Genomic DNA, 19,709 nt, shown 5'->3' with positions numbered 1-19,709 from the left:
CGGTTACAATAGCGGTTCCATCTCCAACAGGATCTGTTCGCACCATTGCTGCAGACGATCTTCACTCATCTCATATTGGTTGACATCATCCAGCGCCAGGCCGACGAAGCGTTTGCCGTCGGCGGCCAGCGGTTTCGGGCTGGTGAACTCAAAACCGTCGGTCGGCCAGAAGCCGATAAACTGTACGCCGAGCGGTTTCAGGTGATCGTGCAGCATGCCCAGCGCGTCGAGGAACCATTCGCCGTAGCCGAACTGGTCGCCCATGCCGTACATGGCGACGATTTTACCTTTCAGATCGAGCGTGGCGAGTTGCGGCCAGACCGCTTCCCAGTCCTCCTGCAGCTCGCCGAAGTCCCAGGTCGGGATGCCGAGAATCAGTACGGAATAGTCTTCCATCAGCGTGGGGGAGACGTCTTTCAGATTATGCAGGTCGACCAGATCCTCACCCAGAATTTCACGGATTTTTTCCGCCGCCATTTCGGTGTAGCAGGTGCTGGAGCCGTAAAACAGACCAATCTTCATGTTTAAACCGTTATGTTGCCGTTCATGGAATTGCAACCAGTGTACCATAAGGCATAATGCCTCAGGTTGAATCAAATCAAGAGGGGTTGGCGTGCAACGGCAGGAGAATGCGCTGGTTGAGCAATTTTTAGATGCGCTGTGGCTGGAACGTAATCTGGCTGAGAATACGCTCGCCTCTTATCGTCTGGATCTGCAGGCGCTGACGGCCTGGCTGGCCGGGCGCGGCCGCACCCTGCTGGACGCCGAGGCGCTGGACCTGCAGGCGTTTCTGGCCGAACGGGTGGAAGGCGGCTATAAGGCGAGCAGCTCCGCGCGGCTGCTGAGCGCCATGCGGCGGCTGTTCCAATATCTGTATCGGGAAAAGCAGCGCGCCGACGACCCGACCGCGCAGTTGGCCTCGCCCAAGCTGCCGCAGCGCCTGCCGAAAGACCTGAGCGAGGCGCAGGTCGATGCGCTGCTGCAGGCGCCGTGCGTCGATCAGCCGCTGGAGCTGCGCGACAAGGCGATGCTGGAAGTGCTGTACGCCACCGGCCTGCGGGTGTCCGAACTGGTCGGCCTGAGCATCAGCGACGTCAGCCTGCGCCAGGGCGTGGTGCGGGTGATCGGCAAGGGCGACAAAGAGCGGCTGGTGCCGCTGGGCGAAGAGGCGGTGTACTGGATCGAAAATTATCTTGAACACGGCCGGCCGTGGTTGGTGAACGGGCAGGCGCTCGACGTGCTGTTCCCCAGCCAGCGCTGCAAGCAAATGACCCGGCAGACCTTCTGGCATCGTATCAAACACTATGCGATCCTAGCCGGCATCGACAGCGAACGTCTGTCTCCGCACGTGTTGCGCCACGCGTTCGCCACCCATCTGCTGAACCATGGCGCAGATTTACGTGTCGTACAAATGTTGCTGGGGCATAGCGACCTCTCCACGACGCAAATTTACACGCATGTAGCAACCGAACGACTGAAACAGCTACATCAACAGCATCACCCGCGCGCCTGAGGCACCGGGTTCGAAAGGAATGGAAGAATGAAAAAAGGTTTAATGCTGCTCTCCCTGCTGGTGGCTTCGGTGACCGGTTCCGCACATGCCGACGATGCGGCGATCAAATCGGCGCTGGGCAGCCTGGGCATCAAGCAGGCTGACGTTCAACCCTCCCCGGTGGCGGGGCTGAAAACCGTGCTGACCGACAGCGGCGTGCTGTACGTCTCCGAAGACGGTAAGCACGTGCTGCAGGGGCCGCTGTATGACGTCAGCGGCAAAGAGCCGGTAAACGTGACCAATAAGCTGCTGGGCAGCAAGCTGGACGCGCTGAAAGACCAGATGATCGTCTACAAGGCGGCGAAGGAAAAACACGTGATCACCGTGTTTACCGATATCACCTGCGGCTACTGCCACAAGCTGCATCAGCAGATGAAAGAGTATAACGATCTGGGCATCACCGTGCGTTACCTGGCGTTCCCGCGTCAGGGGCTGAACTCCCAGGCGGAAAAAGACATGCAGTCTATCTGGTGCACCGCCGATAAGGCCAAGGCGTTTGACGCGGCGATGAAGGGCGACGCGGTGTCGCCGGCGACCTGCAAAACCGATATCAGCAAACATTACGAGCTGGGCGTGCAGTTCGGCATCCAGGGGACGCCGGCCATCATCCTGCAGAACGGCATGGTGATCCCGGGCTATCAGGGGCCGAAAGAGATGGCGGCGATGCTGGACGCGCATCAGGCCGCGCTGCAAGCCGGCGGTTAATGGCCGGTGAGTATTATTAAAACCCAATTACGCCGCCGTGAGGCGGTGGGCGACGTGCAGCTTTCCGCTCAGCTGCACCCTTTGCTGCGCCGGCTGTATGCGCTGCGCGGGGTCAGCGAAGAGCGGGAACTGGAACGCAGCGTCAAAGGCATGCTGCCGTGGCAACAGCTGGACGGCATCGACGCGGCGGTGGATATTCTGCAGCAGGCGCTGGCGGACGGCCGGCGCATTATGATCGTCGGCGATTTTGACGCCGACGGCGCCACCAGCACCGCGCTGACGGCGCTGGCGCTGCGCAGCATGGGCGGCGGCGACGTGCAGTATCTGGTGCCGAACCGCTTTGAGGACGGCTACGGCCTGAGCCCGGAAGTGGTGGAGCAGGCGGCGGCGCGCGGCGCCGAGCTGATCGTCACCGTGGATAACGGCATCTCTTCCCATGCCGGCGTTGAGGTAGCGCATGCCAAAGGCATACAGGTGCTGGTGACCGATCACCACCTGCCGGGCGAGACGCTGCCGGCGGCCGAGGCGATCGTCAACCCCAACCTGCGCGGCTGTGCGTTTCCGTCGAAGGCGCTGGCCGGCGTCGGCGTCGCGTTCTATCTGATGCTGGCGCTGCGCGCCCGGCTGCGTGACAGCGGCTGGTTCGAACAGCGCGCGCTGGCGATGCCGAATCTGGCCGAACTGCTGGATCTGGTGGCGTTAGGCACCGTGGCCGACGTGGTGCCGCTCGATGCCAATAACCGTATTCTGGTGTATCAGGGGCTTAACCGCATTCGCGCTGGCAAGTGTCGGCCCGGTATCCGCGCGCTGCTGGAGGTGGCCAACCGCGAGGCGCGCAACCTGGCGGCCAACGATCTGGGCTTTGCCCTCGGGCCGCGGCTGAATGCGGCGGGGCGGCTGGACGACATGTCGATCGGCGTGGCGCTGCTGCTGAGCGACGACATTGCGCAGGCGCGCATGCTGGCTAACGATCTGGACGCGCTGAACCAAACGCGCCGCGAGATAGAGCAGGGCATGCAGGTTGAAGCGCTGCAGCTGTGCGACCAGCTGGAGCGCAGCAGCACGGCTCTGCCTTACGGCCTGGCGATGTACCATCCGGAGTGGCATCAGGGCGTGGTCGGCATTTTGGCCTCGCGCATCAAAGAGCGTTTTCACCGCCCGGTGATCGCGTTCGCACCGGCGGGCGACGGCATTCTGAAAGGCTCCGGCCGCTCGATTGCCGGCCTGCATATGCGCGATGCGCTGGAGCGGCTGGACACGCTGAACCCCGGGCTGATGATGAAGTTCGGCGGACACGCGATGGCCGCCGGCCTGTCGCTGGAAGAGGCGCGCTTTGACGAGTTTCGCCAGCGCTTTGGCGAACTGGTGGGCGAGTGGCTCGATCCGGCGATGCTGGAGGGCGTAATCTGGTCCGACGGTGAACTGGCGATGCAGGAGCTGACGCTGGAAACGGCGGAGCTGCTGCGCGAAGGCGGGCCGTGGGGGCAGGCGTTCCCGGAGCCGACGTTCGACGGCAAGTTCCGCATTCTGCAGCAGCGGCTGGTGGGCGAGAAGCACCTCAAGCTGATGGTGGAGCCACTGGGCGGCGGCCCGCTGTTGGACGGCATTGCGTTCAACGTGGACACCACGCTGTGGCCGGACAGCAGCGTGCGAGAAGTCGAGCTGGCTTATAAGCTGGACGTCAACGAATTCCGCGGCAACCGCAGCGTGCAGCTGCTGATTCAGCACCTGTGGCCGCGCTGAGGCGCAGCAAAAGATAACATCCAGGGGCGCCGCACGGCGCCCTTACTTTTCCCTGGATAAACGCTATAAACTGTGGTCTGGATCCGTTAGAATTAACGGTTCTATGGCGATTGGGTCGCCTATATTCTCTCTGGTTCACGCCGCATTGCGCCGGCTCCCTTGCCGGGGGATATACAACCTCTAACGAAAGAACGCGAAAAACCATGTTTGAAATTAATCCGGTAAAAAACCGTATTCAGGACCTGTCTGAGCGTACCGCCGTTCTTAGGGGGTATCTTTGACTATGATGCCAAGAAAGAACGCCTGGAAGAAGTAAACGCCGAGCTGGAGCAGCCGGACGTGTGGAATGAGCCTGAGCGCGCACAGGCGCTGGGTAAAGAGCGCTCGGCGCTCGAAGCCATTGTTGAGACCATCGACGGTCTGCAACAGGGTGAGGAAGACGTCCTCGGCCTGCTGGAGCTGGCGGTGGAAGCCGACGATGAAGAAACCTTTAACGAAGCCGTGGTTGAGCTTGATCAACTGATCGTCAAGCTGGAACAACTAGAATTTCGTCGTATGTTCTCCGGAGAATACGACAGCGCCGACTGCTACCTGGACATTCAGGCCGGGTCAGGCGGTACTGAGGCGCAGGACTGGGCCAGCATGCTGCTGCGCATGTACCTGCGCTGGGCCGAGGACAAGGGCTTTAAAACCGAAATTATCGAAGAGTCTGACGGTGACGTCGCGGGGATCAAGTCCGCCACCATCAAGATTATTGGCGACTACGCCTTTGGCTGGTTGCGTACTGAAACCGGCGTTCACCGCCTGGTGCGCAAGAGCCCGTTCGATTCCGGCGGTCGTCGCCACACCTCGTTCAGTTCGGTGTTTGTTTACCCGGAAGTGGACGACAATATTGATATCGAAATCAATCCGGCGGATCTGCGCATCGACGTTTACCGCGCTTCCGGCGCGGGCGGCCAGCACGTGAACAAAACCGAGTCTGCGGTGCGTATTACCCACCTGCCGACCAACATCGTGGTGCAGTGCCAGAACGACCGCTCACAGCATAAAAACAAGGATCAGGCATTCAAACAGCTGAGAGCGAAGCTGTATGAATTCGAGATGCAGAAGAAAAATGCTGATAAGCAGGCGATGGAAGACAACAAGTCCGATATCGGTTGGGGCAGCCAAATCCGCTCTTATGTGCTGGATGACTCCCGGATCAAGGATTTGCGCACCAGCGTAGAAACGCGTAACACGCAGGCCGTATTGGATGGCGACCTGGATAAATTCATTGAGGCAAGTTTGAAAGCCGGGTTATGAGGAACAAAAATGTCTGAGCAACAACCACAGGGCGCCGATCAGGCGTTGGATCTCAATAACGAGCTGCAGTCACGTCGTGAAAAACTGGCGGCGCTGCGCGAGAACGGCATTGCGTTCCCGAATGATTTTCGTCGTGACACCACGTCCGACAAGCTGCACGCAGCATATGACGATAAAGACAACGAAGAGCTGGAAGCGCTGGGCGTAGAAGTGACCGTCGCCGGGCGTATGATGACCCGCCGCATTATGGGCAAAGCCTCTTTCGTTACGCTGCAGGACGTTGGCGGCCGCATTCAGCTGTACGTCGCGCGCGACGATCTGGCGGAAGGCGTGTACAACGAACAATTCAAGAAGTGGGACCTGGGCGATATTCTCGGCGCGCGCGGCAAGCTGTTTAAAACCAAAACCGGCGAGCTGTCGATCCACTGCACCGAGCTGCGTCTGCTGACCAAGGCGCTGCGTCCGCTGCCAGACAAGTTCCACGGCCTGGCCGATCAGGAAACCCGCTATCGTCAGCGCTACCTGGATCTGATTGCCAACGAAGAATCACGTCACACCTTCAAGGTGCGTTCCCGCATCATGTCCGGCATCCGCAACTTTATGGTGGGCCGCGACTTTATGGAAGTGGAAACCCCGATGATGCAGGTGATCCCGGGCGGCGCGTCCGCGCGTCCGTTTATCACTCACCACAATGCGCTGGACATCGATATGTACCTGCGTATTGCGCCGGAGCTGTATCTGAAGCGTCTGGTGGTCGGTGGTTTTGAGCGTGTGTTCGAGATCAACCGCAACTTCCGTAACGAAGGGGTATCGCCGCGTCACAACCCAGAGTTCACCATGATGGAACTCTATATGGCGTACGCGGATTACAAAGATCTGATTGAGCTGACCGAGTCGCTGTTCCGCACGCTGGCGCAGGACGTACTGGGCACCACCAAGGTGCCGTACGGCGATGAAGAGTTCGACTTCGGCAAGCCGTTCGAAAAACTGACCATGCGCGAGGCGATCAAAAAGTATCGTCCTGAAACCGACATGGCGGACCTGGATGACTTCGACAAGGCGAAGGCGATTGCCGAGTCTATCGGCATCAAGGTAGAGAAGAGCTGGGGTCTGGGCCGCGTAGTGACCGAGATCTTTGAAGAGACGGCGGAAAGCCATCTGATTCAGCCGACCTTCATCACCGAATACCCGGCGGAAGTTTCCCCGCTGGCGCGTCGTAACGATGAGAACCCGGAAATTACCGACCGCTTTGAGTTCTTCATCGGCGGCCGCGAAATCGGCAACGGCTTCTCCGAGCTGAATGATGCGGAAGACCAGGCGCAGCGCTTTGCTGACCAGGTTGCCGCGAAGGATGCCGGCGATGACGAAGCGATGTTCTACGACGAAGACTACGTGACCTCTCTGGAACACGGCCTGCCGCCGACGGCTGGCCTGGGCATCGGTATCGACCGTATGGTTATGCTGTTCACCAACAGCCATACCATCCGCGACGTTATCCTGTTCCCGGCGATGCGTCCGACTGCCAAGTAATCCGGCAGCCACCTTGAACAACCGGTGCGGGCAACCGCGCCGGTTTTTTTACGCCCAACGATAACTAACCGCTTAAAACATCGGCAGTTATGCGTTAACTCCGCTTGCCCGCCGCCCAGAAGCGGTTATAATGCCAAACGCACACCTAAGCGGGTGTAGTTCAATGGTAGAACGGCAGCTTCCCAAGCTGCATACGAGGGTTCGATTCCCTTCACCCGCTCCACGCCTTCTCAATAAATAATTCTACGTATAATCATTAAATTAGCTAAGGCTTCCTTGTTAATTACGCTGATATTTAACGTACGACCTCACCGATTTTTTTAACGTTCCGGATAGCCTTTCACTTTTCTCTATTAATAGCAGCCTGAACGAATGCGTAGGTGTTACGAGGCAATCCATTTTGGGGCTTACCATGTTTAAGTCTGCGGCACTGTTTATCGCCTGCTTTGTGATGCCGTGTGCTTAAAATAGCCAATGAAAAGGGCGCATAGCGCCCTGGATAGACGTTGCCAGAACTCGCTTCCATGGCGCCTCAAATCCCGCTGAACCAGTTATAGCCCTGATCCTCCCAATAGCCGCCGGGGTTGGTGTCGCTGACGAAAATGGCGGCGATATGCTTGGCGTTTTTAAACCCCAGCTTGGTGGGCACCCGTAGCCGCAAGGGGTAGCCGTATTCCGCCGGCAGCGCCTTACCGGCAAAATCCAGCGCCAGAATGGTTTGCGGATGCAGCGCGGTGGCCATATCGATGCTGGAGTAGTAGCGGTCCGCGCATTTAAAACCGACGTAACGTGCATTGAGATCGGCGCCGACATGCTGCAGAAAGATGCGCAGCGGCACGCCGCCCCACTGGCCAATCGCGCTCCAGCCCTCAATACAGATTAAGCGGGTGATCTGGCTCTGCTGCGGCAGGCGCTGCAGTTGCTCCAGGGTCCACGGCGCCGTTTTCGCCACCTTGCCGGAGACTTCCAGCTGATAACCGCTCAAATCGACTTCCGGCACGTTGTATTCCGGGTAGTAGGCGTTAAACGGAAAGGGATGCGTGATCTGATCAGGGCGGTAGGTCTGCGCCAGGCGCTGTCCGCTGAACAGCCAGGACTGGACCCGATCGTTCCAGCGGGACATCGCCCACAGCACTTTATCGACCTGATCGCCATCTTGCAGATTACAGCCGGTCAGCATCGCCACGCCGCCCAGGGTCAGACCGGAGCGAAGCAGCAGCCGGCGCTGCAGATTCACCAGCTGTTTTCTCTGATCCGGTTCCAGCGTCGGTGCGCGGGGCGACGATTTTTTATCCTTCACGTTTACCTCCTGACAGCATGGCCCACAGCGTGCGCGGTACGATCATCACCATCAGCAGGTGAATGATGACAAACAGTCCGACCGCCGCCATGGCGAAAAAGTGCACATAGCGCGCGATGTCAAAACCGCCGAACAGCGCCACCAGCCAAGAGAGCTGCACCGGCTTCCAGATCGCCAGCCCGGAGAGCACCAGCAACAGGCCGAGCACCAACACGCCGAGATACATCAGCTTTTGAATCGCATTGTATTTGCCGTCGCGGTGTTGTAGCCGCAGCGTCAGCGCCAGCCAGATATCACGCCGCAGCGCGCTCAGGCGCAGTGGCAGCAGGTCGCGACGGAAGTGGCCGCTGAACAGGCTCCACAGCAGATAGCACAGTCCGTTGAGCGCCAGCAGCCACATCAGCGCCAGATGCCAGCCGATGGCGCCGCCCAGCCAGCCGCCCAGCGTGACGGCGGGCGGAAAGCGGAAGTCGAACAGCGGCGAGGCGTTGTAGATTTCCCAGCCGCTCATAAACATGCACGTCATGGCGAACAGATTAACCCAGTGGGTGATTCTGACCGGCCAACGATGCACCGGTCGCGACAGTGAGTCTTTCATCGCGGCCTCCCGCATTACATCGGCGGCACGGTACCGTCTTTACCGGCAGAAATGCGCGTGGCGACGCGTTCACCTTTGTCGTCAGTGGCGGAGAACAGCACGATATGCGCGCCGGGCTTCAGCAGGCTGCGATCGCCGGGATCGAGCGTCACAATCGGCGTGCCGTCCGGCACGATGACGGTTTTCTGCTGGTTGTTGTAATTGACCGTCAGGGTGCGGCCGTTGGCGTTCACCAATTTACCGACGGTGCCGTTGGTCATGGTATCGACTTTGCCATCGGCGGATTGCCAAGGGGAGTGGCCCTCACCGGAACCGCGCAGGCTGGCGGCGAAGACGTGCACCTCCAGCGCTTTTAAACTGCCGTCGGCCTGCGGGACGGCGGCGGTGCCAATAAAGCTGTCGGGTTTGATATCGGCAGTTGAGCCTTTCGATACGCTCAGCACTTTGGTCTGGTCGTTGAGTTTTACGCTGACTTTTTCCCCTTTACGGTCGGTCAGCTGCAGGCTGCTATCGGAAACCTGATCGATAGTGCCGCGCAGCGGGGCGATGACTTTGCCGGGCATTTGGGCGGCGGCGATGCCGCTGCACATCAGCAGGCTGGACAGCAGTAAACCGGCAATACGACGTTGAGTAAGCATAATGTTCTCCTGTGGTTGATTGCCGATTAAGCATGGTTGAAGGATTGGGACAGCACCATGTCTGTTTGATGACATTAATGTCATCAAGTCTTCTGGCGGAAACTGCTAATCTGTTGGCAGGTGGAATGAGGTGGCGAGAATGCGCATATTAGTGGTTGAAGACGATACCAGCACCGGCGACTACCTGAAAAAGGGGCTGGGAGAGGCCGGATACGGCGTTGATCTGGCGCGTAACGGCACCGATGGTCTGTTCCGGGCGTTGGAGCATGGCTACGACGCCATCGTGCTGGACGTGATGCTGCCCGGGATTGATGGCTGGCAGATTATTGAGGTGCTGCGCAAGAAAAGCGACGTGCCGATTTTGTTCCTGACGGCGCGCGATGGCGTGCAGGACCGGATCCACGGCCTTGAGCTGGGCGCCGACGATTACCTGGTCAAACCGTTTTCCTTTACCGAACTGGTGCTGCGCCTGCGAACGCTGCTGCGTCGCGGCACGGTGCGTGAGTCCGATCACTACGCGATTGCCGACCTGCACATCGATGTGCTGCGGCGCAGGGTAACGCGTCAGGAAACGCTGATTCCGCTGACCAATAAAGAGTTTATGCTGCTGCATCTGCTGGCGCGGCGGGAGGGGGAAGTGCTGTCGCGCACCATGATTGCCTCTCAGGTCTGGGATATGAATTTTGACAGCGACACCAACGTGGTGGATGTCGCCATCAAGCGGCTGCGCGCCAAAATCGACCGGCCGTTTGCGACCAAGCTGATTCATACCGTGCGCGGTATCGGCTACGTCTGTGAGGCGCGCCCGTGAGCGTGCTGGCCGAGCGCTGGCGGACGATGTCGCTGACGCTGCGCAGCGCCATCCTGTTCGCCGTGGTGGCGGCGCTGGTGGTCAGCGCTGCCGGCGGTTACCTGTACGGTGCGATGCGCCAGGAAATGGTTAACCGCAGCGATCTGCAGGTGACCGGGCGCATCGACTATTACCGCAAACTGTTGAGCCAGCGTTTTCTGGTGGAGCGGCTGGTTGCCAATACCGGGCTGTTTGAAAACATGCTGGGTAATGAGCAGGACGTATTGATTTTCCAACTGCAGGGGCAAAAACCGTTAATCAACGTAAACCCGGCCAAGCTGACGCTGCCGCCGGTGGTGCCGACGCCGGTCGGCCAGCCACAGCGGTTGGCGGCAGTGCGCGGCGGGGAGACGCCGCAGGGCGTGCCGATCCGGCTGGCATCGGCGCTGGTGCGGTTGGAGGACGGCAGCGTCCTGCAGATTTCCGTCGCCCATGTGATGGCCAACGAGCAGAAAATGCTGGCGCGTTACCTGTGGCGCGTGCTGGCGGCGGTGGGGATGGCCTTCGTGCTGATTGCGCTGCTGGGATATTGGGTGATGCGGCGTGAGCTGCGGCCGTTAAGACGCATGGCGGCGCAGGCGGCGGCGATTGCGCCCAGCACGCTGTCAACCCGACTGAGCGAGCAGGGCGCGCCGCAGGAGCTGCAGCAGCTGATTGCATCATTCAACGCCATGCTCGACCGGCTGAACGAAGGCTACCAGCGCCTGACGCAGTTTTCCGCCGATCTGGCGCATGAGATCCGCACGCCGGTAGGGGCGTTGATGGGGCAGTGCCAGGTGGCGCTTTACCAGTCCCGCAGCGTGGAAGAGTATGAAACCCTGCTCTCCACCAATATGGAGGAGCTGGAGCGCATCTCGCGCATGGTGGAGAATATTCTGTTTCTGGCCCGTGCCGGCAATGCGCACTCTGCGCTGAATTACCGTACGCTGGATATGGCGGCGGAGCTGCAGCGGGTGGCCGATTACTTCGAAGGCCTGGCGGAAGAGCGCGGTATTCACCTGGCGTGTCAGGGAGGCGGCCGGCTGTGGGCCGACGCCATGCTGTTTCAGCGGGCGCTGAGCAATCTGGTCGCCAACGCGGTGCGTTATGCCGATGAGAATAGCCACATCATACTGTGGGCCGGTACGGAGGGCGACGAACGGGTGGTGCGGGTAATCAATCAGGGGCCGCCCATTGACGCCGCGCACCTGGATAAACTGTTCGATCGCTTCTACCGCGCCGATGCCGCACGCAGCAGCCAGGCCAGCGGGCTTGGCCTGTCCATTGTGCGCGCCATTATGACGCTGCATGACGGCGAGGCAAGCGCCCAATGTATTCCGCAGCCGCCTGCCGCCCGCATCGTTTTCAGCCTGACCTTTCCGGCCCAGCCGCAGAGACAGATGTGACGGGTAAGGGGATATTCCCCCTTGGATAAAGCGGCGTCTTAAGCCCTGAGTTCTTCGTAAGACACCATAACGTGTTCGCGGAAGGCGGGGCGTTCCGTCAGCCGATCGTAGTAGCTGCGCAGGTTTGGCAGTGGTTGTCGGTCGATGTCTATATCGTAGTAACGATACAGCACGTGCCCGAATTGGATATCCGCGGCGGAAAATGTGTCGCCAGCCAAAAACGTCTGGCCTGCGAGGAGCGGTTCGGCAATCATCAGTTTGTTCTCAAAGGCCTGCAGCGCCTGGCCGATCGCAGCGGGATCGCGTTCAGCTGCGGGAGTACGCACCACGCGCCAAAAGATCGGCGCGGTAAACAGCAGCGCCACGTTAAGCTTTGACCATTCCATCCAGCGGTCTACATGGGTTCTGGCGATTAAGTCGGCGGGCCAGAATTCGTCCGGCGCATAACGGTTTGCCAGGTAGCGCAGGATGGCGCCGGTTTCCCACAGCGGCGGGAGGTCGCCATCCCGGAGTACGGGAATGGTGCGGTTCGGGTTCAGCGCATAAAATTCGTCGCTGTCCGTGCCGCCGAACCGGTGGCCGACGTCATGTCTTTGATACGGTAAACCCAGCTCGCCAATGCACCACATAAGCGCCTGTACATTGGATGAGCTTTTTCTTCCCCAAACTTCCAGCATGAACCTGTCCTTCGTGTAAAATGAATGCCCGCTAATGGGGCCGCCCGCTTTTTGACTGACCGTTTTCAGGTGTTAACATAGACGGTTATTATGCACCTTGCGTATACCATTATTGACATACGGCTGATTGAGGATAGGTTTTGAGCAGAGGGAACATATCTGCGGTGTGGCGCCGTTTGGCGGTGTGTCTGACGCTTGGCCTGTTGCTGGCGGGTTGTTCAGGCAAAAATAACTACAACCGTGATTATGATAAATTGCCTAAAGGCAGCTACAGCGGCAGCACCTATACCGTCCAGCGCGGCGATACGCTGTATTACATCGCCTGGATTACCGGCAATGAAGTCAGTACGCTGGCGCGCACCAACAATATCCGCCCGCCTTATAGCCTGGCGGTCGGACAAAAATTAAGAGTCAGCCCCGGCGCGACGGCAAAAAGCACCAGTCGCAAATCCGGCGGCAGTGTGCTGACGAAAAGCACGCCGCCGCCGGGCGTATCCCGCTGCTGGCGCTGGCCGACCGACGGCAGGATCGTCGCCCGTTTCTCCACCACTGACGGCGGGAACAAGGGCATCGATATTGCGGGCCGTCGCGGCCAGCCGGTATACGCCAGTTCCAAGGGCAAGGTGGTGTATGTCGGTAACCAACTGCGTGGCTACGGCAATCTGATCATGATTAAGCACGGCGAAGATTTCATCTCGGCCTATGCGCATAACGACACCACGCTGGTGCGTAACGGCCAGAATGTGAAAGCCGGGCAGAAAATTGCCACCATGGGCAGCAGCGGCACCAATTCCGTTCGCCTGCATTTCCAGATTCGCTATCGCGCGACGGCGCTGGATCCGCTGCGCTACTTACCGCCGCAGGGGCGTGTTCCTTCCTGCTGAACATCGGGGCCGGCATTTGCCCGGCCCCGTCTGCTTTACAGCGCCTTAACCAGCGAATCGCGGGTGATTTCGCCGATGGTTTTGGCGCCGGTCAGCGTCATCGCTACCCGCATCTCTTTATCAATCAGATCCAGCAGGTTCGCGACCCCGGCTTCGCCGGCTGCCGCCAACGCATACACGAAGGCGCGCCCCAGCAGCACGCTGTCGGCGCCCAGTGCAATCATCCGCACCACGTCCAACCCATTGCGGATGCCGGAGTCGGTCAGAATGGTAATATCACCTTTGACCGCGTCGGCAATTGCCGGCAGGGCGCGGGCGGTGGACAGCACGCCGTCCAGCTGGCGGCCGCCGTGGTTGGAAACCACAATGCCGTCGGCACCGAAGCGCACGGCGTCTTTGGCATCTTCAGGATCCAGAATGCCTTTGATGATCATCGGGCCCTGCCAGAACTCGCGGATCCACTCCAGATCTTTCCAGGAAATTGACGGATCGAAGTTGGCGCCGAGCCAGCCGATATAGTCCTCAAGGCTGGTTGGCGTACCGCGATAGGCCGATACGTTGCCGAGATCGTGCGGTTTGCCGTTAATGCCGACGTCCCACGCCCATTGCGGATGGGTCATCGCCTGCAGGATACGGCGCATGGAGGCATTCGGGCCGCTCATGCCGGAGTGCGCATCGCGATAGCGGGCGCCGGGCACCGGCATATCGACGGTGAAGACCAGCGTTTTCACCCCGGCCGCCTGCGCGCGTTCCAGCGCGTTACGCATAAAGCCGCGGTCTTTCAGCACATACAGCTGAAACCACATAGGCCGGTTGATGGCCGGCGCGACTTCTTCGATCGGGCAAACCGAGACGGTCGACAGCGTGAAGGGAATGCCTTTGTTGGCGGCCGCGCGCGCCGCCTGTACTTCACCGCGCCGCGCGTACATGCCGGTCAGGCCGACGGGCGCCAGCGCTACCGGCATCGCCAGCTTTTCGCCGAACAGGGTGGTTTCCAGACTCAGCTCGGACATATTGCGCAGCACGCGCTGGCGCAGGGCGATATCGGCCAGATCCGCCGTATTGCGCTGCAGCGTGTGCTCAGCATAGGCTCCGCCATCAATGTAGTGGAACAGAAAAGGCGGAAGTTTTGCCTGTGCTGCGGCCCGGTAGTCGGTTGAAGCGGAGATGATCATAATGCGTCCTTTACTTTATCGTTAACTTAAACTTACTGTGCTTCGCTCAGAATGCCAGTATCAGCGCCATGCCGGCGGCGATCGCGCCATAGGCCAGCATGGGCAGTACGGTTTTTCTGATGATCTTGCCCTCGGCCTGGGTAATGCCGAGGATTGAGCAGACGGCGATGATATTGTTCAGGCAAATCATATTGCCCATCGCGCCGCCTACGGACTGCAATGCCAGCGTCAGGTTGACGTTCAAACCGCTGCTGACGGCGATGGAGTGCTGGATACTGCCGAACGTCAGGTTGGAGACGGTATTTGAACCGGAGAAGAACGAGCCGAGCGCGCCGAGAAAGGCGGAAAACAGCAGCCAGCTGGCGCCGGTGGCGTCGGCCAGCGCCCGGCCGATAATCATTACCGGCGCGTTATCCCCGCCCAGCATCAGCAGATTGACCATGATCAGCGCGCCGAGCAACGCGATAAACGGCTTGCCGATGCTGCGGGTGGTCGCGCCGAAGATCTGGCCTACCTGCCGTCTGTTTAACCTGAACAGCGGAATGGCGAGTAACACCACCAGCAGGAAAGGGATCAGCGCCGGCACGTACAGCGTTTTATAGGCGGCCTGGGCGCTGGTGCCCAATACCTGCTGCAGTTCGATAATCAGCGCCTTGCTGATGCTGAGTTCTCCAAGCCAGCCCAGGCTGCCCTGCCACAGCAGGGCGGTGCTGTTAAGCAGGGATTTCAGCCCCAGCTGGTGAATGCGCGTGACGATCAGAATCACGATCAGCAGCAGCGTCGGCGCCATAGCTTTCAATACTTGGGCAAAGGGAACCGGCTGAGCGGTGGACGGAGTTCTGTCGCGTGTCAGGCCGATATTGGCGCGGGCCAGCAGCACCGATAACGTCAGGCCGATGGCACCGCCCAGCAGCGCCGGAAACTCGTAGTTAACCTGCGCCAGCAACAGGTAAGGCAGCGTACAGCTGAGCACGCTCAGCAGAATAAACGGCAGGTTTTGGCGGATCTGCTGCCAGGAAACGATAAAGCGCAGTGCCAAAATCGGAATGATCAGTCCGGCGACGGTATGGATCAACGCGGTTTGGCGGCCGATTTCCAGCAGGTCGGCGTCGCTCAGCCCCAGGTTGGCAAAGCCGAACCAGGTTGGCGTGCCTACCGCGCCGAAAGAGACCGGCACCGAGTTCATAACCAACGCCAGCATGGCAACGCGCAACGGGTTGAATCCCAGCCCAACCAGAATTGGCGCGGCGATGGCGGCCGGCGTGCCGAAGCCGCTGGCCCCCTCAATCATAAAAGCAAATGTCCAGCCGATAATCATTAGCTGGGCGACAGGGTTGGGGCTGATGTTTTCCAGCCAATTGCGCACCACGTTTTCCGCCCCGCTGATTTGCATCAGCTTATTGAGCAAAATGGCGCCGGCGATAATGGTGATCGGGGTGAAAACCGCCACCAGCGCGGTAATCACATTGGCATGTAATAGCAGTAAATCACCGTTGAACCACAGCAGCTGTAAGGCATAGACCACCAGGGCGGTTAACGGCAGAGCAATATAAGCGGGGACGCCTTGGTGTTTCGTCATCATCCATATCAATAAGATGATCGGAGCGATACTGAAAAACAGGGACATAGGATCCTCAGCGGTTATTATTTTTATGCGGTAGGGTGAGCGGAAAACGTCAATATCTGCGACGACATTATTCTAATCACAACATTATTCGATGTTCTATGTTGCATTTTTGCAACATTTGCGAAGCAGGCGTGCCAGGCAGTTAAGAGTGGAGGGGAAAGGAAAAAGATGAGGTATTTATCTTGTTTTAAATCATTGGGTTAATGCGTTGTTTTGTGTGATAAACGCGCGGAATCACATTTATTAGGCGTTAATTAGCCATAGATTATCGCCTAAAATCGCCTAATCAAATGCCCGTTTGCGGCAGCAAGGCGGGAAATAACGTGACGGCCTTCAAAAATAATGACTGATTTTTTTATAGCTGCTGATGATATGTTCGATCAGCAGGCGGGTTTTTAACGGTAAATTACGCGTGTAGGGGTAAACGGCATAGACGCCGAGCACCTTTCCGCAGTGGCCGGCTAATATTTCCACCAGCTTTCCATCCTGCAAATCTTCATACACCATGCAGCGGGGAACCATCGCGATGCCATGGCCGGCGATCACCGCTTTGCGAATGGCGCGGGCGTTATTGGCGGACAGATTGCCGTTAACCTGTAGTTCCTGGATCGCATCGTGGCCCGGCTGTTTGACCAGCCAGTTGGCGGTGCCGCTTTCCTGATAGGTATAGGTCAGACAGTTATGCGCCAGCAGATCGGTAGTGGTCTGCGGCTGCGGATGCTGCTTGAGGTAAGCGGATGAGCAGACGATCACCCAGCGAGAATCCAGAATATGCCTGGCGATCAGGCTGGAGTCAGGCATGGTGCCGGTGCGAATGGCTAAATCGATGCCTTCGTTGACCAGGTCGACAAAGCGATTTTCCAGCCGCATTTCAACCTTGAGCTCAGGATGTAACGCGCAAAACTCGGCGACGCTTTCACTGAGCAGCAGTTCGCCGGAAATGGTGGGTACCGACATCCGTATCGTGCCGGTCAGCGCCTCGCTTTTTTCACTGACGGCATACAGCGCTTCCTGCATTTGCACGCTCAGGGTTTTGGCGTGGCGGTATAGCATTGCGCCGCTTTCGGTGGGCGTCAGGCTGCGGGTGGTGCGGTACAGCAGGCGGGCGCCGAGCGATTTTTCCAACTTGCCGATCCGTTTACTGATGACCGAGCTGGTGATGCCGGCGCTTTCCGCCGCTTTACTGAATGAGCCGCAATCGACGATAAGTGCGAAGAGTATCAGATCGTTGGCGTATTCATGGGTTGGCAACATAGCGGCCGGATGTCCTGTATTAATGCAGTGGCGGATAGTGTACGGGCTGACGATGGGGAAGCAAACCATTACGGAGACGTTTTAACCGGGTTGCCTGGCTAACTGGTCGGAGCAGAACGCATCCTAAGATTCATAGAGATTATGCAAGAATAATCCTTTCTGTATTTATGTGTTGTATATAGCTATAAATCTGCATTTATTTTGTTTTTTGTTCTGATTATTGGTTTTTTGTGAGAAATATCCTGCATTCTTACTGCGTCAAAGTAGGTTATGACTTAATGGTTAGATGAAAATCTTATTGATATACGTATTCCTGATGGTTATTATTCTTTTAACTTTCATACACCAATAATTCCATAAATAGGAAACTGCATTTTAATAAATGTGGGTTATTTTCACGTTTGTTAAAAATAATCATCCCCCTCAGGATGAAGTAATGGTAATTTGTAGCAGTTAAACATAAGGATATAGTAATGAAAAAAGTAACTCTGCTGGCAGCGGAAGCGGTGATTGGCGGCAAGTGCAAAAAAAATTGCACTGACAGCTTTGAATGGGTTGGAACGGAGCCAAATGAGGTATGTACCATGATACGTACCTGTACTGACAAGTATGGTAAGGTACACCAAACGTCTATGCCGGCAGTTGACAGTAAACAATGTCGCAAAGATGGCTAATTGATTTTTTGATAACAGATATGAATTGATGTTAAAAATTACGGATGTGGCACGCTTTGCCGCATCCGCTTTTTGTGTTGCTGGACTTAAAGCATATAAACATGCTCTAAAAATAAATCTCTGTAATTTTTTATATATTTATTGAATTTGATGGACTCTCGTTTGCTTTCAGGATGAATAATTATGTTTAAAAAGCCATTAGCCCTTATAGTCTATACACTATTTATTATTGTAGTTTCTTCACTGATCACCACCGCTTACATCCATTATTTTGTGATGGGGGCGCATAGTGACGATGACGTACCGGCGCTGACGTTTATCAGCGATGAGCAGATTAAAAATAGCCCGTTAACCGATGAAAATACGATTGTCGAGATTTTCTCTTACGGCTGCCACTACTGCGCGGTTAATGAAAATAACGTGAAAGACCTCGAAGCTCAGCTGCCGCCGGGCAGCAAGCTGGTCCGTCTGCATATCGGCAACCCGCAAAACAGCGGCCTGTCCGCCTATGCGCCGCTGTTCGCCACGCTGTCGGTGATGGGGCTGGAAGATAAATACCGTGAAAGCGCCTACCAGGCGATTATCAAAGAACGCCAGGACCTCAGCGACCCGGCGCAGCTGGGGCAATGGCTGCTGGATAACGGCATCGATCGTACGGACTATCGCAGCGCCAGCCAGTCGCAGGACGCCAAGGATCTGCTGGCTTATATGACGGCGGTGAGCAGCTACTACAAAGTGAACGCGACGCCGAGTTTTATCGTTAATAAAAAATGGTTGGCTCAGCAGGATAGCGATTTCCCGACCTTTAGCAAAAAGCTGCTGTCGCTGCTGAAAAACGATAGCCCGCAGGAACCGTAATGCGTTTCTTTGCGGTATGGGTTTACCTGAGCGCCTGTAACCTGTGGGACCGTGCGATCGGCCAATGGCATCGGGTGCTTTGGCTGCGTGCTCGGTTGCTGTGTCTGATACTGCGGCATACCGACTACCGTCTGACATTGGCGGTGAGCGAGGCCAGCCGTTGGCTGCCGTTCGTCAATCGCGGGCTGCGGGGGCGCGCCGCAGTGGCGCGCGCCAATCAGCGTTCCCTGCTAGGCGACGGACCGCAGGTGGACTTTATTCGTCAGATGCGTCGCCGGCAGGTGTTGGAACTGGCAGCGACCTACGGGCGCAATCCTCAACTGCTGGCGGAGATGGCGTCCTGCAGCGCCCAACTGAATCAGGTTGTTGCGCCGCTGCATGCCGCCGGTTCCCCGGTGATACTGGCGCCGCTGCATATGATTTCCGATATTCTGGCCGGGATGGTGGGCGGCGAAGTATCCCCCGGTAAAGCGACGGTGATCGTATCGTCCGGCGCTGAGGTGTATCAGGAGCAGGCGCGCAGGCAGGGCGGCGTTAATCTGGATTACTGCTCGATTCATGATGATAAGCGCGCTATTGCCGGCAACCTGACGTCCTCCCTGATGGATGCGGCCGACAATCAGAGAAATATCATTATCTTTCCTGATATTACGCCAGATTACACGGTAACCACCAACCGCGCCAGAACGGCGAAACTGCCTTGTCGGTTGTTCGACCGTCCTGCCAACGTGCACAGCGGCGTGGTGCGTTTGGCGCGCGCGCTGTCCGCCAGCGTGGTGTTTTATTACCTCTACTATGACCGCGGTATCAGAATTCATATTTTCCCGCCGGTAGAGGCAGCCGCACTGCCACAGGCTCTGCCTGAGGTTATTGAAACCGCACTGCGGCAGCGTCCTGAGGACTGGATGCTCTGGCATGCGCATTCGTTGTTTTTTATCAATGAATAACCTGGAACTG

Annotated in this window: 19 protein-coding genes and 1 tRNA gene; 12 read left to right on the top strand and 8 right to left on the bottom strand. The window is 57.8% G+C overall.

Annotated elements, in window-relative coordinates; translation table 11 throughout:
- Positions 1-3: 3 nt before the first annotated feature.
- Positions 4-522 carry a flavodoxin FldB gene (gene fldB / locus I6G83_RS02185; protein WP_041411867.1) on the bottom strand — a complete coding sequence of 173 codons (519 nt, stop codon included), beginning with the start codon at positions 520-522 and terminating at the stop codon, positions 4-6.
- Positions 523-613: 91 nt separating this feature from the next.
- Between fldB and xerD the strand changes: the two genes are divergently transcribed.
- The 6 genes from xerD (at position 614) to I6G83_RS02155 (ending at position 7,055) form a co-directional block, all read left to right on the top strand.
- Entirely contained in the window at positions 614-1,513 is a 900-nt protein-coding gene (xerD, locus tag I6G83_RS02180; RefSeq protein WP_015673665.1) for a site-specific tyrosine recombinase XerD, read from the top strand.
- A gap of 27 nt (positions 1,514-1,540) precedes the next feature.
- Positions 1,541-2,257: a bifunctional protein-disulfide isomerase/oxidoreductase DsbC gene (dsbC, locus tag I6G83_RS02175; RefSeq protein ID WP_054306176.1), complete on the top strand. Its 717-nt coding sequence runs from the start codon at positions 1,541-1,543 to the stop codon at positions 2,255-2,257.
- Between the two features lie 12 nt (positions 2,258-2,269).
- A complete protein-coding gene (gene recJ / locus I6G83_RS02170) occupies positions 2,270-4,000 on the top strand; it encodes a single-stranded-DNA-specific exonuclease RecJ (protein WP_054306184.1) in 1,731 nt (576 codons plus the stop codon).
- Between the two features lie 203 nt (positions 4,001-4,203).
- A protein-coding gene (gene prfB / locus I6G83_RS02165; RefSeq protein ID WP_015673662.1) for a peptide chain release factor 2 occupies positions 4,204-5,302 on the top strand; the annotation gives its coding sequence in 2 pieces (ribosomal slippage) (positions 4,204-4,278 and positions 4,280-5,302; 1,098 coding nt in all).
- A gap of 9 nt (positions 5,303-5,311) precedes the next feature.
- A complete protein-coding gene (lysS, locus tag I6G83_RS02160; protein WP_054306175.1) occupies positions 5,312-6,832 on the top strand; it encodes a lysine--tRNA ligase in 1,521 nt (506 codons plus the stop codon).
- Between the two features lie 149 nt (positions 6,833-6,981).
- Positions 6,982-7,055 (top strand) — tRNA-Gly (locus tag I6G83_RS02155).
- A 309-nt stretch (positions 7,056-7,364) separates the two neighbouring features.
- Here I6G83_RS02155 and I6G83_RS02150 read toward each other — a convergent pair.
- Genes I6G83_RS02150 through I6G83_RS02140 form a run of 3 tightly spaced genes read right to left on the bottom strand, consistent with a single transcriptional unit; the run spans position 7,365 to position 9,368 of the window.
- Positions 7,365-8,132 (bottom strand): molybdopterin-dependent oxidoreductase, encoded by a 768-nt coding sequence (locus I6G83_RS02150; RefSeq protein ID WP_054306174.1) that lies wholly within the window; start codon positions 8,130-8,132, stop codon positions 7,365-7,367.
- Positions 8,122-8,730 carry a cytochrome b/b6 domain-containing protein gene (locus tag I6G83_RS02145; RefSeq protein ID WP_054306183.1) on the bottom strand — a complete coding sequence of 203 codons (609 nt, stop codon included), beginning with the start codon at positions 8,728-8,730 and terminating at the stop codon, positions 8,122-8,124. The genes I6G83_RS02150 and I6G83_RS02145 overlap by 11 nt, the downstream gene beginning before the upstream one ends.
- 14 nt (positions 8,731-8,744) lie before the next feature.
- The gene (locus I6G83_RS02140) at positions 8,745-9,368 is read right to left on the bottom strand and encodes a DUF5666 domain-containing protein (protein WP_054306173.1); all 624 of its coding nucleotides are present in this window, start codon (positions 9,366-9,368) and stop codon (positions 8,745-8,747) included.
- A 139-nt stretch (positions 9,369-9,507) separates the two neighbouring features.
- On the opposite strand from I6G83_RS02140, the gene I6G83_RS02135 reads away from it, so the two are divergent.
- Entirely contained in the window at positions 9,508-10,179 is a 672-nt protein-coding gene (locus I6G83_RS02135) for a heavy metal response regulator transcription factor (RefSeq protein ID WP_054306172.1), read from the top strand.
- Complete coding sequence (locus I6G83_RS02130) at positions 10,176-11,603, top strand: heavy metal sensor histidine kinase (protein WP_054306171.1); 1,428 nt, start codon at positions 10,176-10,178, stop codon at positions 11,601-11,603. The genes I6G83_RS02135 and I6G83_RS02130 overlap by 4 nt, the downstream gene beginning before the upstream one ends.
- Positions 11,604-11,641: 38 nt before the next feature.
- Here I6G83_RS02130 and I6G83_RS02125 read toward each other — a convergent pair whose 3' ends face one another.
- Positions 11,642-12,280 carry a glutathione S-transferase family protein gene (locus tag I6G83_RS02125; protein ID WP_054306170.1) on the bottom strand — a complete coding sequence of 213 codons (639 nt, stop codon included), beginning with the start codon at positions 12,278-12,280 and terminating at the stop codon, positions 11,642-11,644.
- A 140-nt stretch (positions 12,281-12,420) separates the two neighbouring features.
- Here I6G83_RS02125 and actS point away from each other — a divergent pair, with 140 nt between their 5' ends.
- Entirely contained in the window at positions 12,421-13,164 is a 744-nt protein-coding gene (actS, locus tag I6G83_RS02120) for an amidase activator ActS (RefSeq protein ID WP_054306169.1), read from the top strand.
- Between the two features lie 35 nt (positions 13,165-13,199).
- Here actS and lldD read toward each other — a convergent pair whose 3' ends face one another.
- From lldD to I6G83_RS02105, 3 genes are all read right to left on the bottom strand, one after another.
- Entirely contained in the window at positions 13,200-14,339 is a 1,140-nt protein-coding gene (lldD, locus tag I6G83_RS02115) for an FMN-dependent L-lactate dehydrogenase LldD (RefSeq protein WP_054306168.1), read from the bottom strand.
- 46 nt (positions 14,340-14,385) lie between these two features.
- The gene (locus tag I6G83_RS02110) at positions 14,386-15,966 is read right to left on the bottom strand and encodes an L-lactate permease (protein ID WP_054306167.1); all 1,581 of its coding nucleotides are present in this window, start codon (positions 15,964-15,966) and stop codon (positions 14,386-14,388) included.
- Between the two features lie 333 nt (positions 15,967-16,299).
- Positions 16,300-17,220, bottom strand: coding sequence for a LysR family transcriptional regulator (locus I6G83_RS02105; RefSeq protein ID WP_054306166.1), 921 nt, complete (start codon positions 17,218-17,220; stop codon positions 16,300-16,302).
- A gap of 473 nt (positions 17,221-17,693) precedes the next feature.
- On the opposite strand from I6G83_RS02105, the gene I6G83_RS02100 reads away from it, so the two are divergent.
- From I6G83_RS02100 to I6G83_RS02090, 3 genes are all read left to right on the top strand, one after another.
- Positions 17,694-17,894 carry a DUF4762 family protein gene (locus I6G83_RS02100; protein ID WP_072186116.1) on the top strand — a complete coding sequence of 67 codons (201 nt, stop codon included), beginning with the start codon at positions 17,694-17,696 and terminating at the stop codon, positions 17,892-17,894.
- A 183-nt stretch (positions 17,895-18,077) separates the two neighbouring features.
- On the top strand, positions 18,078-18,752 hold the full coding sequence (locus I6G83_RS02095; RefSeq protein WP_054306165.1) for a thiol:disulfide interchange protein DsbA/DsbL: 675 nt from the start codon (positions 18,078-18,080) through the stop codon (positions 18,750-18,752).
- Positions 18,752-19,699, top strand: a complete 948-nt coding sequence (locus I6G83_RS02090; protein WP_054306164.1) for a lysophospholipid acyltransferase family protein — start codon at positions 18,752-18,754, stop codon at positions 19,697-19,699. The genes I6G83_RS02095 and I6G83_RS02090 overlap by 1 nt, the downstream gene beginning before the upstream one ends.
- Positions 19,700-19,709: the final 10 nt, after the last annotated feature.

The organism is Serratia rubidaea (assembly GCF_016026735.1).
Classification (GTDB): Bacteria; Pseudomonadota; Gammaproteobacteria; order Enterobacterales; family Enterobacteriaceae; genus Serratia_B; species Serratia_B rubidaea.
This window is presented reverse-complemented; position numbering and strand designations above follow the sequence as displayed.